Raw genomic sequence first — 15,260 nt, forward strand, 5'->3', positions numbered from 1 at the left:
TGCGGCACCCGCCGCCGCGCCGCGGCCGCCGGCACCGGCGCCGCCGGCCTCGCCGTTGGGCGCCGACAATGCCGCAGTGCGCCGCATCGTCAGCGAAAGACTGCCTGCACCATGCTGATCCGACACGCGACCCGGATCGACGGCGCGGTGCTCGATATTCGTGTCGGCGCGCGGATCGACGAGGTTGACCAGACCCTCGCGCCGCGGGCCGGCGAGGACGTCTTCGACGCGGCGGGGGGAACCGTGCTGCCCGGCCTGCACGACCATCACGTCCACCTGTATTCCGCGGCGGCCGCCGAGTCCTCGGTGCAGGTGGGGCCGCCGCAGGTACGCGATCGGGACACTCTGGCCCGCGCCCTGAGCACCGCCGCGATCGGCGACGACGGCTGGATCCGCGCGGTGGGCTACCACGACTCGGTGGCCGGGCCGCTGGACAGGACCACGCTGGATACGCTGGCTCCCAGCGTGCCGGTGCGCGTGCAGCACCGCAGCGGCGCGTTGTGGACGCTCAACTCCGCGGCTCTGCACCGGATGGGGATGGCCGGCCACCCGGACGGGCGGATCCGCAGCGCCGACCCGGTGTGGTCGGACGCCGCAGCGCGTCGCCGGATCGACCTGGCCAACCTCAGCACTCGGCTGCTACGCCTGGGTGTCACCGGAATCACCGATGCGACACCGGATTGGGATATCGGTGACGCTACGACATTGACTGGCCTGCAGCAAAAACTGCACGTTTTGTCACCCGGAAAGCGGATCCTGCACGACGACGACCTCGACCTCGATGAGCTCGCCGCCTGGATCGCCGAACGGCACGGTTCCACCGGCGCGGTGGCTGTCCACTGCGTAACCGCCGCGCAGCTCGTCGTCACGATCGCGGCGTTGCGCCAGGCCGGCACGCACCCGCAAGACCGCATCGAGCACGCCGCCGTCGTGCCCCCTGATGCCATCGCCGACCTCGCCGAGCTGGGTGTGACGGTGGTGACGCAACCCAATTTCATCGCCGAACGCGGCGACCAGTACCTCGCCGAGGTCGAAGTCCACGAGCACGAACACCTGTGGCGGGTCGCCTCGCTGCTGCGCGCCGGAGTCCCGGTCGCGTTCTCCACCGATATGCCGTTCGGGCGCGGCGACCCCTGGGCCGCGATGCAAGCAGCTGTCCACCGCACTACGGCGAGCGGGGCCGTGCTGGGTCCCGGTGAACGGGTCGGGGCGCGCAGGGCGCTGATGATGTTTTTGGGCTGGCCCGGGCAGCCCGCCCGGGCTCGCGCGGTCGTGCCGGGACAGCCCGGAGATCTGTGCCTGTTGACCGTGCCGCCGGAAGCCGCAGTGGCGCAGCTTGACGCCGAGCTGGTCGCGGCCACGGTCATCGGTGGTCGGCTCGTCTACGAGAACGCCCGGTAGCGCCTGAGGTCGCCGTCATTCCGCCGGCGTCAATGCCGCCCGTAAGCCGCCCGCAAGCTGGCGCACTGGCTTGCGAAGAAAGCTTGCGAGACTGGAGCTTTCGGCGCAACGAGGTCGAACCCGTGGAAGGCGCCCGGAACCACCTCGACGTGGCAGTGCACCCCGGCAGCGGTCAGCCGCTCGGCGTAGGCGAGGTCCTCGTCGTGGAACAGGTCGTGGGTGCCGACTCCGATCCACGCCGGGGGTAGCCCGGTCAGGTCGTCACGTCGGGCCGGCACGGCGACCTGTGGGTCCGCGTCTCCGAGATACGCCGACCAGCCGAAGCGATTGCTGTCGGGACTCCACAATCGGTAGCAGGGGTTTCTGGGCTTCGACGCGCTGCGGTCGTCGAGCATCGGGTAGGCCAGCAGTTGCAGGGTCGGGGCCACCTCGCCGCGGTCGCGGGCCAGCAGCGCCAGCGCGGCCGCCAGGCCACCGCCGGCGCTGGCGCCCCCGATCGCCACCCGCTCCGGGTCCACCGTGGGCAGTCGGGTCAACCGGATCAACGCCGAGTAGCAGTCCTGCAGCGGCGCGGGGTAGGGGTGTTCGGGGGCCAGCCGGTAGTCCACCGATGCCACCGTGATGCCCAGTTCGCGGCTAAACCGGCGGCACAGCCCGTCGTCTTGGCGGGCGCTGCCCAGGACGTAACCGCCGCCATGCATCCACAGCAGCGCCGCGGTGGGCGCGTCGACGCCGAGCGGTCGGTGCAGCCGCATACCGGCCCCGGACTCCAAGGTGAGTATCTCGACGTCGTCGACGCGGCTGCGCCGCAGCGCCGTCAGCGCCCGCACCAGCCGCAGCGTGCGGGGTCCGACCAGGGTCCGGGGGGCAACGCGGGCGATGCCGCGCAGGTCGGGGTGAACGTCGGTGTTCGGCATTGACCCAGTATGGGTGACCGGAAAACCTCGGGAGACCGCTAGCATCTCCTGCGCACCCGTGTCCCGACTCCGAAGGAGCGTCACACCGTCGTGAGCAGCATCAATGAAGGCAACACCGAATCCGTGGTCCTGACCGAACAGCGCGACCGGATCCTGATCATCACCATCAATCGCCCCGAGGCCAGAAATGCGGTCAACGCTGCGGTGAGCGCGGCTCTGGCCGATGCCATGGACCGGCTCGACGGCGATCAGGGCCTGTCGGTGGGTATCCTTACCGGCGCCGGAGGCTCCTTCTGCGCGGGCATGGACCTCAAGGCGTTCGCGCGAGGCGAGAACGTCGTCGTTGCGGGCCGCGGCCTGGGCTTCACCGAACGCCCCCCGGCCAAGCCGCTGATCGCGGCGGTGGAGGGCTACGCGTTGGCCGGTGGCACCGAACTGGCGCTCGCCACCGATCTGATCGTGGCGGCCAGCGACTCGGCGTTCGGCATTCCGGAGGTCAAACGCGGGCTCGTCGCCGGGGGTGGCGGACTGCTGCGACTCCCGCAGCGCATCCCGTATGCGATCGCGATGGAGCTGGCGCTGACCGGAGACAACCTGCCGGCCGAGCGGGCGCACGCCCTTGGACTGGTCAATGTGCTGGCCGAGCCGGGAACCGCGCTGGACGAGGCGATCAAGCTGGCCGAGAAGATCACTGCCAACGGCCCGCTCGCGGTCGCGGCCACTAAGCGGATCATCGTCGAGTCACGCGGCTGGAGTCCGCAGACCATGTTTTCCGAACAGATGAAGATCTTGCTGCCGGTGTTCGCGTCCAACGATGCCAAAGAAGGCGCGCTCGCCTTCGCGGAGAAACGCCCACCGCGCTGGACCGGCACCTGAGGCCGCCTGCCGCCATTGCCGGCCACGCCGTCGACACCACGGCATGGCGGCAACGCTATTTCGTGTCGCGGGGCAGCCGGCAGCCGGTGGAACCGGAGACCACCAGGTTGCCGCGATAGCCGATATTGATGAACAGCCTGGCCGGGCCGTAAAAACCCACATCGTGGTTTGCCGGCCCGTTTTGCATGACCTGAACCTCGGTGGCCTCCAGCTTGGCCGCCGCCTGTTTGGCGACCTCCTGAATTTTGGCCCAGTCCTGCTCAGACACCGCGACGTTCTCCGCGACAGCGCGGGGGAAAAAGTATTCCCGCCCGTCGCTTTGTTCGTAGGGCCGCCCGCAGGTACGGCTGCCCGAGCCTTCGTTGAGGGTTTCCCAGGCGATAGTGGGAATGAGCCTGCTGGCGGTCGTTTTGATCTCATCGGCGGCGGCTTGCACCTGGGCTTGGGTGTCCTCCAACGAAGGCAGGGATTTGAGCACCTCGAGCGCCTTGGCGGCCACCGAGGGCGGGGTGTGATCATAAGGTCCTGTCACGTGACATCCTGCGGCGGTGAGGGCGGTGGTGAATAGGGCGGCACCCAGCAATCTGGGGCGTCGCCGGCGCGGGGAAAAGTCATCGGTTCTCCTCACTGGCCGGCAACCGCCTTGTCGCCCAGCCCCGCCACAACGGCGGCGATGTTGTAGTTGGTGGTCCGGAGCCCCCCGTCGTCGGGAAAACGCGGGTAGTCGCTATGGCCGTGCGCGCCCTCCAGCTGCAGGGTGCCGCCGTGGCCGTCGGGCACCGTGGTGGCGCCGGTGGCCAGGCGGGTGAAGGCGGGGTTGGTGGCCGGGTTGGGCCCGAAATGCCCCGCGCCGGTGGCATCCGCGCCGCTCAACAGGCCCTCAGCGAGGGCGTTAAACGCGGGCGAGAGCGCCGGGGCCACGGGTCTCATCAGCGGTGGCGCTATTTCTGGTCGCGGGGTAGCCGGCAGCCGGTGAAACCGGAGACCACCAGGTTGCCCCCGTAGCTGACTTTAATGAATAAGCCAGTCGGGCCGTAGAAACCCACATCGTGATCCCCAGGCTGGTTTTTCATCACCTGGACCTCGGTGGCATCCAGTTTGGCGGCCGCCTGTTTGGCTGCCTGCTGAATTGGCGCCCACTGCTGGTCGGAGATGTTGACGTTCTCCGCAACTTCGTGGGGTAGAAAGTACTCTCGCCCGTCGGTTTGTTCGTAGGGCCGCGCGCAGGTGCTGCCACCTCCCCCTTCGAGCGTCTCCCAGGTGATTCCGGGGATGATTTTGCTGGCGGCCGTTTTGATCTCATCGATGGCGGCTTGCACCTGGGCTTGGGTGTCTTCGAAGGAGGGCAGGGATTTGAGGACTTGCAGGGCTTTGGCGGCAACCGAGGGTGGGGTGGGTTCATAGGGTTGTTTCACGTGGCATCCTGTGGCGGTGAGGGCGGTGGTGAGTAGGGCGGCGCCCAGCAATCGGTGGCGTCGCCGGCGCGGGGAGGGGTCAGCGGGTTTCCTCACTGGCCGGCAACCGCCTTATTACCCAACCCGGCCACGACGGCGGCGATGTTGTAGTTGGTGGTTCGAAGCCCCCCGTCGCCGGGGAAGCGCGGGTAGTCGCTGTGGCCGTGCGCGCCCTCCAGCTGCAGGGTGCCGCCGTGGCCGTCGGGCACCGTGGTGGCGCCGGTGGCCAGGCGGGTGAAGGCGGGGTTGGTGGCCGGGTTGGGCCCGAAATGCCCGGCCCCGGAGGCGTCGGCGCCGCCTACGATGCCTTCGGCGATGGTGTTGAACGGCGGCGGCAAAAACGGGGCCACATCATGGGCGATACGCGGGCCGTCGTAGGTCAACTGGATGGGATCGTCGGGGGTTTCCATGGCGAACACCTGGCCCGGTTGCAGGTGCAATTGCTGCGGCGTGGATGCCTCGACGCCGGGTGAGCCGTAAAACAACGCCCGTGAGACGCCGTGCTCACCGGGCTGCTGCAACGCCAACCCGGTGGTCAGCGAGCCGTAGGAATGCCCGATCGCGGTCAGATCGGCTCGCCCGCCCTGGTGGGAGGCTTGTATCCCGTCATAGAAGCGGGCCAGATCGTGCGCGCCGGCGCGGGCCAGGGTGTCGTGGCTGACATCCCACGCGCCGGCCAGGGACTCACCGGTGTTATCGAAGCCGGGCACCTGCGGGGCGTCATAGCCGATCCAGGCGATCGCCGACACGCTGTCGTGCGCGTGCCCGGGAGCGTTCTGTAACTGTCGCAGAGATTCGCCCCTGAGGCGGGTAGCTTCCTCAGTCATGCTTTCAATGCTGCCGTGCACGGTGGTGTTCAGCCCGGGGGCGGTGACCGACACGTGGGTGGCGGTGTCGGGATTCCCGACGGCGATCGCGGCGTGGACTTGTTTGCCGGTTTGAGTGTCCAGCAGCATCAGCTTGCGATCCGGGCTGGCTTTGCGGGCTTTGTCGACCGCCTGCAGATCGGGCAGGTTTTTCGCGGCGTTTCGGGCGGCGTCGTAGTGGCGCTGCCAGGCCTCATAGGCCAGCCGGTCGTCGAAGATCGCGCCCGGCTCGTTGGGGTGGGGAATGTTTTTGCCCTGCGCCCAGTCGGGGTGCTGGGCTTGCAGCGCGTCGGCTTGCGCGGCGGCGGCCCGGGCGCGGCCCAGCTGATCGGCCAGATTGAGCTGGTTGTAATGGTCGGCGCCCAAGTGATCCGGGGGGTCGCAAGGCATGCCGGGATGGTTGCCGATGTTGTGGTCGTGGGCGTAGAGCCAGTCCTTTTCCTGCGGGCTCAGCCGAGTCCACAGAGCGTAAAACTGCGTGGGGTCCTCGGGCAGGGGTTTGGACAGCGCGTCTTGAATCTCGGGGCGGTTATCGTGGGGCCCGGCCGGGACGGGGGCATCGCCGTCGGCCATGTTGATCGCCGCGGCCAGCTCGGCATCGACCGTGTTGGCCTCGGCCAGGATCGCGTCCAGCCGCGGCTGCAGCTGCTGTTGGGCGATCACGGCCGCCATCGGCGGACCGGTGAACGTCGAACTCGGCACGATCGTGTTGCCCAGCGCGTCGATGCTCATGTGCAGCTCGGCGGCGTCGGCGCGCAGCGCGCGCAGCGTGGTGTGCACCTGTTCGATGTCGTCGGCGGCCTTGCCGGCCGCGCGGGCCACCGCCAGCGATTCGTTGCCGTGGGCGTCGAGGTCGTGGCGGATCTGCGCGTTGTGGTGTTTCCTGGCCTCGGCCGTGGCGCCCTCCCAGCTGTCGAACACCGCCAACGACCCCAGTTGACGCGACACCTCCAATGTGGTCTGCCCCCGCGCGGTGGCCGCATGAAACACTTCACGAACCGCCTCGGCGCTCCACTGATCAATGTCGGCGACCGTCAACGCCACCGGTCACCCGCGTGTCGCACCGGCCATTCCTATCGCGCCGGCACCGACCGCACGCACCGTCTCGGCGTTCTCGCGCTCCCTGGCCGCGAACGCCACCCCGTCGTTGTCCAGCGCCGACACGTGATCACCCACCCGGGTCAGCAGCGTCTGCGAGGTGACCAGCCAGGCGTCGGCCTTGGCGGCCATCGCCGCCGCGGACACCCCCGCCCAGCCTGACAACGCGCCCTGTATCCGGTCATCCGAGGCGACGTGGGCCATCGCCAAGTCCTCGCCCTGCCCACCGGCGCGCACTGCCGAAGCCGCCAGGGCCGTCAGGTCGACCCGGAAATCGCCTGCCACCGCCATGCGAGGCACCTGCTTTCACCCAGAGATCATCGTCTTATAACAGCAGCGAAGCCAACGCGCAAGTCATCGCACGTTGTGTCCGCCGTGGGTCAGTGGCGGAACCGGATTCACGTCAGGGGTCTACACTACCGTTTGGTTTGTCGCTATCACGGCCAAGAAACCGGACAGATTCTAAATCCGTTGAGATACAGAAAGATTGAAGTATGAGCATCTCGCTGCTGCTCGAGATGGCCGTGTCTGCCAGCCCGGACCGAACCGCCGTCGTCTCAGGCGACACCCGGCTGACGACGCAGCAGCTGAGCGAGCTCGCCGACGGCGGCGCGGGGGTGATCGCAGCATCGAATGCCCGCCACGTCGTCTACGTCGGCACGGGCGGGGTGATGCTGCCGCTGTTGATCTTCGCCTCGGCGCGTGCCGGGCGGGCGTTCACCCCGATCAATTACCGGTTGTCCGCCGAGGCCATCCAGACGCTGATCCGGCGGCTGCCCGGCCCGCTGGTGATCGCCGACACCCGCTACCGCGAGGCGGTTGGGTCGCTAACCGAGCATGTCATGGACGCCGAGGAGTTCGCGGCCCAGGCGCGCGGCGCTGCGCCGGCCGCGGAGTCCCCCGACCCGGACGCGACGGCAATCGTGCTGTTCACCTCGGGGACCACCGCGCAGCCTAAGGCTGTCGAACTTTCGCACAACAACCTCACCAGCTATATCACCGGCACCGTCGAATTCGGGTCGGCCGAGCCCACCGACGCGGCGTTGATCTGCGTGCCGCCCTACCACATCGCCGGGGTCAGTGCGGCGCTATCGAACGTGTACGCCGGACGCACGATGGTCTACCTGCCGGTCTTCGACGCCGAGGAATGGGTGCGGCTGGTCAACGCCGAGCACGTCACCACCGCGACGGTGGTGCCCACGATGCTCGACCGGATTGTGACGGTGCTCGAACGGGGTGAGCACCGGCTTCCGTCGCTGCGCACCCTGGCCTACGGCGGTGCGAAAGCGGCGTTGCCGCTGGTGCGCCGGGCGCTGGAACTGCTGCCCGACGTCGGTTTCGTCAACGCCTACGGGCTGACCGAGACCAGCTCGACGATCGCCGTGCTGACCCCCGAGGACCACCGCGCGGCGCTGTCGTCGTCGGATCCCGCGGTCGCCAGGCGGTTGGGATCGGTCGGCCGGCCGGTGCCGGGTGTGGAGGTGCAGATCCGTGACGAGAACGGCGCCGTGCTGCCGCCGGGCCGGACCGGCGAGTTGTTCGTCCGCGGCGAGCAGGTCTCGGGCCGTTACGCCGGGATCGGCTCGGTGCTCGACGCCGAGGGGTGGTTTGCCACCAAAGACATCGCCACCCTCGACGAGGACGGCTACGTGTTCATCGGCGGGCGCGGCGACGACACCATCATCCGCGGCGGGGAGAACATCGCGCCCGCCGAGTTGGAGGATGTGCTGATCGAACACGCCCACGTGCGCGACGTCGCCGTGGTCGGGGTCGATGATCCGCAGTGGGGTCAGGCTCTTGTCGCGGTCGTGGTGCCGACCCCCGGCGCACAGCCGGACCCCGACGAGTTGCGGGATTACGTCCGCACCCGCTTGCGTGGTTCGCGCACTCCCGATCGGGTGGTGTTCCGCGACGCACTACCCATCGGTGAGACCGGCAAGGTACTCCGCCGGCAAATCGTCGAGGAACTGGGCGTTTTAGGATGAGACCGTGATCAAAACCGGCACCCGCTTGGCCAGCCAGGTGTGCGACACCCAAGTCATCGTCGTCCGCAGCGCCGACAGTCTCGACGACCTGCGCTGCGGGGGCGCTCCGATGGTGCCGTTGGGCACCGACCGTTCCGGCGAACTGGACCCGGCTTTCGCCGACGGCAACGTGCTGGGCAAGCGCTATGTGGACGAGACCGGCGCCGAGGTGCTGGTCACCAAGGCCGGGGCAGGCACCCTGACCATCGGCCGGACCCCGCTGACCCTCAAGGAGGCCAAGCCGCTGCCGGCCAGCGACTAGCGACCCTCGCGAGCCCGCGATCAGCCCTCGACCGTGTAGCCCATCGGCATCAGCACACTCTTGTGCTGAGTGAAGTGCTCGACGCCTTCGGGCCCGTTCTCGCGGCCGATGCCGGAGTTCTTGTAGCCGCCGAACGGGCAGCACGGATCGAAGGCGTACCAATTGATGCCGTATGTCCCGGTACGGATCTTCTCCGAGATCTCGATGCCCTTGGGCACGTTGGTGGTCCAGACGCTGCCGGCCAGTCCATACACCGAATCGTTGGCGATCTTGATCGCGTCCTCTTCGGTGTCGTAGGCGATGATGGAAAGCACCGGCCCGAAGATCTCCTCCTGGGCGATGGTCATCTTGTTGTCGACGTCGGCGAAGACGGTGGGCTGCACAAAGAAGCCGTTGTCCAGGCCCTCGGGACGGCCGCCGCCGCACACCAGGCGGGCACCCTCCTCGATGCCCTTGGCGATGTAGGCCTCGACCCGGGCGCGCTGTTTTTCCGAAATCAGCGGCCCGATCTGGGCGGCCGGGTCCGACGGCAGCCCGACCGGCAGCGCCTGCACGAAAGTGCTTACCGCATCTACGATTTCGTCGTAGCGCGAGCGCGGAGCCAGGATGCGGGTCTGGTTCACGCAGCCTTGTCCGGCGTTCATCACGCCGGCGAACACCAGCATCGGGATCGCTGCGTCCAGGTCGACGTCGTCGAGGACGATAGCCGCCGACTTGCCGCCCAGTTCCAGGGTGCACGGCTTGAGCATTTCGGCAGCGCGCTTGCCGACCTCTTTGCCCACGGCCGAACTTCCGGTGAAGGTGAACATGTCGATGTCCGGGTTGGACGTCAGCGCCCGTCCGGTCTCGACGCCGCCGGGCACCACCGACAGCACCCCCTCGGGTAGGCCGGCTTCGGCGAACAACTCGGCCAACACATTTGCGGTCAGCGGGGTTTCAGCGGCGGGCTTGAGCACCACCGTGCAACCGGCCAGCAGCGCCGGCCCCAGCTTGTTGACCGCAAGGAACAACGGCACGTTCCACGCCACGATCGCGCCGACCAGGCCGATCGGCTCACGACGGACGATGGTCTGCCCGTAGGAGCCGTTGCGGATCTCGCGCCACGTGACTTGATCGACGGCGGGGCCGGCGAAAAAGTTCATCGCCCCCATCGAACCCATCCAGTGCATCGTTTCGATGATCGTCGGCGGCTGACCGGTCTCATCGGCGAGCAGTGTGGTGAACAGGTCCTTGCGCTCCTCGAGCAACTTGGCCGCCGCGGCGAGGACGGCCGCACGCTGCTTCGGCGGGGTCCACGGCCATGGGCCGTTGTCGAATGCCGCACGACCCGCGGCGACCGCGGCAGCGACGTCAGCGGGCGCCGCCATCGGCACCTTGCCGACGTATTCACCGGTCGCCGGGCAGTGCACCTCGATGACTTCACCGGTCGACGGCTGAGTCCACTTGCCGCCGATGAAAAGTTTGTCGTAATCGGTCGAGTGGTTGTCGCTCATTGCCGCCACATTACCCAAGCGGGCATCCAACGAGAACACGTTTCAGTCAGCTTGGCTCACCGCGGCCGCAGTACCAACACCAGATTGCTGACCAGGAACTCACGCAGCAACGGCACCGAGGTCACCCACCACGCCCATCGCGGATGGTAGCGGGGGAATGCCGCGATCAGCGCTCCGGTGCCGGCCGCCCAGTGCAGTCCGTCGGCCACCGACACCGCGAACAACGAGGATCCGTAGTTGTTCTTGGCCGGATGGCCGTGTTTACGGGCATAACGCGCGGCTGCGCGCGCACCGCCCAGATAGTGCGTCAGGCCCATCTCGTGCCCACCGAACGGGCCCAGCCACACCGTGTAGGACAGCACTGCCAGCCCGCCCGGCTTGGTCACCCGCAGCATCTCGCCGCCGAGTTGCCACGGCCGCCGGACGTGCTCGGCGACGTTGGACGACAGGCAGATGTCAACCGAGTCGTCGGCGAACGGCAGGGCCATCCCGGAGGCTCGCACCAGGGGGCACGGATTATCGGCGTGCGCCGGCCCGGCTGCGTGCATCTCCTGAGGATCCGGTTCGACCCCGATATACCGCATACCGGCGGCGGCGAACGCCGCCGCGAAGTATCCCGGCCCGCCGCCGACGTCGAGCAGCGTGCGGCCGACCGGTGCTGTGCCGTGGGTGGCGCGCCACAGGTCGCCGACCATCGCGGCGGTGTCGGCGGCCAGCGCCCGGTAAAACCGGGCCGGCTGGGATTGCTCGTAGCGGAACTCCGCGAGCAGCCGCACCGCACGCGAGAGCGTCGCCCGCCGGGCGAACAGGTCGGTCACCGCCATCGAGCCAACCCTACGGCGGCCCGTTAGGCTAGCCGTCGATGTCTGCCGCGCACCGGGAGCCCGCGGGCCGCCCACCCCGGAACCTTCGCGCCGTGCTGCTGCTGTGTTGGCGAGACACCGGGCACCCGCAGGGTGGCGGCAGCGAAACCTACCTGCAGCGCATCGGCGCGCAACTGGCCGCCTCCGGCGTCAACGTCACGCTGCTAACCGCCCGCTATCCCGGTGCGCCTCGAAGCGAGGTCATCGACGGAGTGACGATCAGCCGCGCCGGTGGGCGTTACTCGGTGTATGTCTGGGCCCTGCTGGCGATGGCCGCCGCCCGGTTCGGGCTCGGGCCGCTGCGGCGGGCACGTCCCGACGTGGTGGTCGACACCCAAAACGGTCTGCCGTTCCTGGCCCGGCTGATTTACGGCCGGCGGGTGGCGGTGCTGGTGCACCACTGTCACCGCGAGCAATGGCCGGTGGCGGGGCCCGTCCTGGGCCGGCTGGGTTGGTTCGTCGAGTCGAGGTTGTCGCCGTGGCTCAACCGGCGCAACCAGTACGTGACGGTCTCGCTGCCGTCGGCCCGCGATCTGGTCGCGCTGGGGGTCGGCATCGACCGCATCGCGGTGGTGCGCAACGGTCTCGACGAGGCGCCGGTGCCGTCGCTGAGCGGTCTGCGGGCGGCGAGCCCGCGGGTGGTGGTGCTGTCCCGACTGGTCCCGCACAAGCAGATCGAGGACGCGCTGGATGCCGTAGCGCTATTGCGGTCGCGGATACCGGGGCTGCATCTCGACATCATCGGGGGCGGGTGGTGGCAGCAGCGGTTGGTCGATCACGCGATGCGGCTGGGCATCTCCGACGTGGTCACGTTTCACGGCCACGTCGACGACGACACCAAACACCGTGTCGTGCAACAGTGCTGGGTACATGTGTTGCCGTCACGTAAGGAAGGTTGGGGCCTGGCGGTTGTCGAGGCCGCCCAGCACGCGGTCCCCACTATCGGCTACCGGTCATCGGGCGGGCTGACCGACTCGGTCATCGACGGGGTGACCGGCGTGCTGGTCGACGACCATGCCGAGTTGGTGCATCGGCTCGAGCAACTCTTAGCCGATCCTGTGCTGCGTGATCAGCTCGGCGGCAAGGCCCAAGCTCGTAGCGCTGAATTCTCCTGGCGGCAAAGCGCCGACGCGATGCGCGTTGTGCTCGAGTCGGTACTGGCCGGTGAACGCGTCAGCGGCGTGCTGTGACCGCCCGCGACTAGGCCACCGGTCACAAGGTGAGCACTGTCACCGAGGCTGGGCACACCCCGAGCACCCCCGGCCCGAGGCGCGCCGCGCGTCGACTCCGCTGACTCCCACCCGTGCCCGGGTCAGCTCGGCGGCGGCAGATTCAACACCGACACTGTGCCGTTACCGTAGTTGGTGACATACACCTCCACGGCGCCGGTGTCACCCGCCGGGGTGACCGCCACCCCGAGCGGACTATCGAAGCCACCGCTGCTGTCCTCGCTGATGGTGTAGCTGACCTTATCGAGGTCGGTCGGAGCGATCACCGATACCGAATCACTGCCTTGGTTGGCGACGAACACATCCCCGGCAGCGGGGCCACCGGGATCCACCGCCAACCCGGCCGGCTCATGGAAGCCGGGGATGGTGATCACCGAAGCCGTGCCATTGGCAGCGTTGGTGACGCTCACGGTGGTGACGAACACATCCCCGGCATCGCTGACACCCCCGGGGGCCACCGCCACCCCGAACGGCTGCGAGCTGACAGTGATGGTGCGGATGACCTTGTCGGTGGCGGAGTCGATAACCGACACCGAGTTGCCGTTGTCGTCGGCGACGTAGACATCCCCGGTTTCGGGGGACACCGCCAACCCGGCCGCATCATCGGAAGTGCTGCCGGTGATGCTGTGGATGACGGTGTCGTTGCTGGGGTCAATCACCGACACCGTGCCATTTGTGTCGGCGACGTAGACGTCTCCGGCGCCGGTGACATTCTCGGGGGCCACCACCACCCCGTGCGGGTGCGAGCCGACGGTGATGGTGTGGATGACGGCGTCGGTGGCGGGGTTGATCACCGACACCGTGTCACTGCCTTCGTCGGTGACGTAGACGTCCCCGGCAGGGGCCACCGCCACCCCTTCCGGGCCGTCGAAGCCGGTGATGGTGTCGATGACCTTGTCGGTGGCGGGGTTGATCACCGACACCGAGTCACTGCCGAAGTTAGTGACGTAGACGTCCCCGGCATTCGGGAGCCCGTCGGCAGGGGCGACCGCCACCCCGTACGGGTCGGAGCCGACAGGGATGGTGTTGATGATCTGGTAGACGGGGACGGCGGTGCCACCGGTGCCGCCGGTGCCACCGGCCCCGCCGGTGCTGCCGGTCGGGCTCACCCCGGACGCACCCTCGGTGCCCGGCTCACCGGCCACGCCGTCGCTGGTGCCGCCGGTGCCGCCGGACCCACCATTCCCGCCGGTCCCGCCCGGCCCGGCCACCCCCGCGCTGCCGTCGGCGGCTTGAACCGTGTGGTTGCCGTTGTAACCCCCCACACCGGGGCTACCCGCAACTCCCCCGTTGCCGCCGCCGCCACCCGCACCGCCGTCCCCACCGGCGCCACCGGTCGCCGACAGATTGTCGTAGCCGGGCCCGCCGGCTCCACCCTGACCACCGTTACCGCCGGCTCCGCCATCCCCGGCGTTGCCACCGACACCGCCGGCGCCCACACTGCCGTCGAGGCGCCCGGTGCCTGCGGCCCCACCATCACCGCCGTCACCACCGTTGCCGCCGGCCTGCCCGGCCCCACCGGTACCGCCGTTGGTGCCGGCGTAGCCGTCGGGGTGGGCCGCAGTGCCGTTGTCGCCGGCGGTCCCGCTGTTGCCGGTTGCCCCGGCCGCCCCGGCCGCGCCGTCACCGCCGGCCCCTCCCGCGCCGCCATCTCCACCGACGCCCTCCAGCCCGGCCGCACCGGCGCTGCCGGTGGATCCCTGCACACCGATCAGCCCGCCATGACCACCGGCCCCGGGCGCTCCACCCATAGTCCCCCCAGGCCCGCCATCACCCCCAGCACCACCGTTACCGCCGTTACCACCGAAACCACCCGCGCTGGCCGGGCTAAACCCAGCCCCACCCGCACCGCCATCCCCGCCGGCACCGCCGTCACCGGCATTACCGCCGTCCCCGCCGTCCCCGCCGGCCCCAACCAACCACCCCCCACGCCCCCCGACACCACCAGCCCCGCCATCGCCACCAGGTCCGCCATCACCGCCCGCACCGCCGTTAGCCCCATCAACATCGTTCGCCCCGGCCACCCCCGCAGCACCGGTGGTCCCAGTCCCGCCGACCCCACCCGCACCGCCGGCCCCGCCGTTGCCGAACACCCCCGCATCCCCACCAGCACCACCAGCCCCGCCCAGGTCGCCATCAACCCCAGCCCCACCTTGCCCCCCGGCCCCGCCCTCACCGAGCAACAACCCACCAGCACCCCCCGCACCCCCGGCGCCACCAGCCGCCCCGGCCCCGCCGACACCGCCATCCCCGAACAACCCCGCCGAACCACCAACGCCCCCAACACCCCCATCAACCCCCGCCACCCCGGCCACCCCAGCACCCCCATTACCGGCGACAAAGCCGCCGTCGGCGAGGTCACCGAACAACCCCGGATCCCACCGACCCAACAGCGACGCATTGGTGCCGGTGAAACCATCGATACCGTTGCCGATCACATCCCGGCCCACCACCAACACCGACGGCGCATTGATCACCGAATCCACCACCGCGCCGACCGGGCTAGCGATCCACCCCTGAGCCAACCCATTGACCGCGGTGTTCAGATCGGCCACCAACCCCACCAACACCGAATCCACCCCCGCACCCGCATCAGCCCCACCGGCCAGCGGATTCACCCCCGCACCGATCGCATTCACCAACGGATCCAGCACCAGATCCCACACATCGGCACGCGCACCCGGCGCCCCCACCAACGGCGTCACCGCCGCCCACACCGCCCCCACCGCAGTCCCCACCCCCACCACCCGCAGACCCGAGCGACCCGAACGCTTCCG

15 protein-coding genes are annotated in these 15,260 nt (G+C 69.1%); 5 read left to right on the forward strand and 10 right to left on the reverse strand.

Annotation, left to right across the window (positions count from 1 at the left end; translation table 11 throughout):
• Nucleotides 1–111 precede the first annotated feature (111 nt).
• Nucleotides 112–1,401 carry an amidohydrolase family protein gene (locus tag F6Q13_RS12495; protein WP_293056800.1) on the forward strand — a complete coding sequence of 430 codons (1,290 nt, stop codon included), beginning with the start codon at nucleotides 112–114 and terminating at the stop codon, nucleotides 1,399–1,401.
• Nucleotides 1,402–1,430: 29 nt separating this feature from the next.
• On the opposite strand, the gene F6Q13_RS12500 is transcribed toward F6Q13_RS12495, so the two are convergent.
• Nucleotides 1,431–2,318, reverse strand: coding sequence for an alpha/beta hydrolase (locus F6Q13_RS12500; RefSeq protein WP_293056802.1), 888 nt, complete (start codon nucleotides 2,316–2,318; stop codon nucleotides 1,431–1,433).
• A 90-nt stretch (nucleotides 2,319–2,408) separates the two neighbouring features.
• Here F6Q13_RS12500 and F6Q13_RS12505 point away from each other — a divergent pair, with 90 nt between their 5' ends.
• Nucleotides 2,409–3,194, forward strand: a complete 786-nt coding sequence (locus tag F6Q13_RS12505; protein ID WP_293056804.1) for a crotonase/enoyl-CoA hydratase family protein — start codon at nucleotides 2,409–2,411, stop codon at nucleotides 3,192–3,194.
• Nucleotides 3,195–3,249: 55 nt separating this feature from the next.
• Here F6Q13_RS12505 and F6Q13_RS12510 read toward each other — a convergent pair whose 3' ends face one another.
• The 5 genes from F6Q13_RS12510 to F6Q13_RS12530 all read right to left on the reverse strand — a co-directional run bounded on the left by F6Q13_RS12510 (nucleotide 3,250) and on the right by F6Q13_RS12530 (nucleotide 6,903).
• Nucleotides 3,250–3,726 (reverse strand): LppA family lipoprotein, encoded by a 477-nt coding sequence (locus F6Q13_RS12510; protein WP_293056806.1) that lies wholly within the window; start codon nucleotides 3,724–3,726, stop codon nucleotides 3,250–3,252.
• Between the two features lie 92 nt (nucleotides 3,727–3,818).
• A complete protein-coding gene (locus F6Q13_RS12515; RefSeq protein ID WP_367141283.1) occupies nucleotides 3,819–4,124 on the reverse strand; it encodes a hypothetical protein in 306 nt (101 codons plus the stop codon).
• Nucleotides 4,125–4,135: 11 nt separating this feature from the next.
• Complete coding sequence (locus F6Q13_RS12520; protein WP_293056808.1) at nucleotides 4,136–4,609, reverse strand: LppA family lipoprotein; 474 nt, start codon at nucleotides 4,607–4,609, stop codon at nucleotides 4,136–4,138.
• A 92-nt stretch (nucleotides 4,610–4,701) separates the two neighbouring features.
• Nucleotides 4,702–6,558, reverse strand: a complete 1,857-nt coding sequence (locus tag F6Q13_RS12525) for an alpha/beta hydrolase (protein ID WP_293056809.1) — start codon at nucleotides 6,556–6,558, stop codon at nucleotides 4,702–4,704.
• A gap of 3 nt (nucleotides 6,559–6,561) precedes the next feature.
• The gene (locus F6Q13_RS12530; protein WP_293056810.1) at nucleotides 6,562–6,903 is read right to left on the reverse strand and encodes a hypothetical protein; all 342 of its coding nucleotides are present in this window, start codon (nucleotides 6,901–6,903) and stop codon (nucleotides 6,562–6,564) included.
• Nucleotides 6,904–7,106: 203 nt separating this feature from the next.
• On the opposite strand from F6Q13_RS12530, the gene F6Q13_RS12535 reads away from it, so the two are divergent.
• Entirely contained in the window at nucleotides 7,107–8,597 is a 1,491-nt protein-coding gene (locus F6Q13_RS12535; protein WP_293056812.1) for a class I adenylate-forming enzyme family protein, read from the forward strand.
• 4 nt (nucleotides 8,598–8,601) lie between these two features.
• Nucleotides 8,602–8,898: a hypothetical protein gene (locus F6Q13_RS12540; RefSeq protein ID WP_293056813.1), complete on the forward strand. Its 297-nt coding sequence runs from the start codon at nucleotides 8,602–8,604 to the stop codon at nucleotides 8,896–8,898.
• 20 nt (nucleotides 8,899–8,918) lie between these two features.
• On the opposite strand, the gene F6Q13_RS12545 is transcribed toward F6Q13_RS12540, so the two are convergent.
• Both F6Q13_RS12545 and F6Q13_RS12550 read right to left on the reverse strand, forming a co-directional pair.
• Complete coding sequence (locus tag F6Q13_RS12545; protein ID WP_293056815.1) at nucleotides 8,919–10,391, reverse strand: aldehyde dehydrogenase; 1,473 nt, start codon at nucleotides 10,389–10,391, stop codon at nucleotides 8,919–8,921.
• A 56-nt stretch (nucleotides 10,392–10,447) separates the two neighbouring features.
• On the reverse strand, nucleotides 10,448–11,215 hold the full coding sequence (locus F6Q13_RS12550; RefSeq protein ID WP_293056817.1) for a class I SAM-dependent methyltransferase: 768 nt from the start codon (nucleotides 11,213–11,215) through the stop codon (nucleotides 10,448–10,450).
• Nucleotides 11,216–11,253: 38 nt separating this feature from the next.
• Here F6Q13_RS12550 and F6Q13_RS12555 point away from each other — a divergent pair, with 38 nt between their 5' ends.
• Entirely contained in the window at nucleotides 11,254–12,444 is a 1,191-nt protein-coding gene (locus tag F6Q13_RS12555; protein ID WP_293056819.1) for a glycosyltransferase family 4 protein, read from the forward strand.
• Between the two features lie 122 nt (nucleotides 12,445–12,566).
• Here F6Q13_RS12555 and F6Q13_RS20310 read toward each other — a convergent pair whose 3' ends face one another.
• Nucleotides 12,567–14,189 (reverse strand): NHL repeat-containing protein, encoded by a 1,623-nt coding sequence (locus F6Q13_RS20310; protein ID WP_367141284.1) that lies wholly within the window; start codon nucleotides 14,187–14,189, stop codon nucleotides 12,567–12,569.
• A gap of 5 nt (nucleotides 14,190–14,194) precedes the next feature.
• Nucleotides 14,195–14,845: a hypothetical protein gene (locus F6Q13_RS12575; protein ID WP_293056821.1), complete on the reverse strand. Its 651-nt coding sequence runs from the start codon at nucleotides 14,843–14,845 to the stop codon at nucleotides 14,195–14,197.
• Nucleotides 14,846–15,260: the final 415 nt, after the last annotated feature.

It is taken from the genome of Mycobacterium sp. (assembly GCF_008709575.1).
GTDB lineage: Bacteria > Actinomycetota > Actinomycetes > Mycobacteriales > Mycobacteriaceae > Mycobacterium.

Excerpts from the sequence above, each read along its gene's own strand:
- F6Q13_RS12530 (WP_293056810.1), bottom strand. The coding sequence starts at position 6,903 with ATGGCGGTGGCAGGCGATTTCCGGGTCGACCTGACGGCCCTGGCGGCT.
- F6Q13_RS12515 (WP_367141283.1), bottom strand. The coding sequence starts at position 4,124 with ATGAGACCCGTGGCCCCGGCGCTCTCGCCCGCGTTTAACGCCCTCGCT.
- F6Q13_RS12500 (WP_293056802.1), bottom strand. The coding sequence starts at position 2,318 with ATGCCGAACACCGACGTTCACCCCGACCTGCGCGGCATCGCCCGCGTT.
- F6Q13_RS12535 (WP_293056812.1), top strand. The coding sequence starts at position 7,107 with ATGAGCATCTCGCTGCTGCTCGAGATGGCCGTGTCTGCCAGCCCGGAC.
- F6Q13_RS12495 (WP_293056800.1), top strand. The coding sequence starts at position 112 with ATGCTGATCCGACACGCGACCCGGATCGACGGCGCGGTGCTCGATATT.
- F6Q13_RS12545 (WP_293056815.1), bottom strand. The coding sequence starts at position 10,391 with ATGAGCGACAACCACTCGACCGATTACGACAAACTTTTCATCGGCGGC.
- F6Q13_RS12555 (WP_293056819.1), top strand. The coding sequence starts at position 11,254 with ATGTCTGCCGCGCACCGGGAGCCCGCGGGCCGCCCACCCCGGAACCTT.
- F6Q13_RS12550 (WP_293056817.1), bottom strand. The coding sequence starts at position 11,215 with ATGGCGGTGACCGACCTGTTCGCCCGGCGGGCGACGCTCTCGCGTGCG.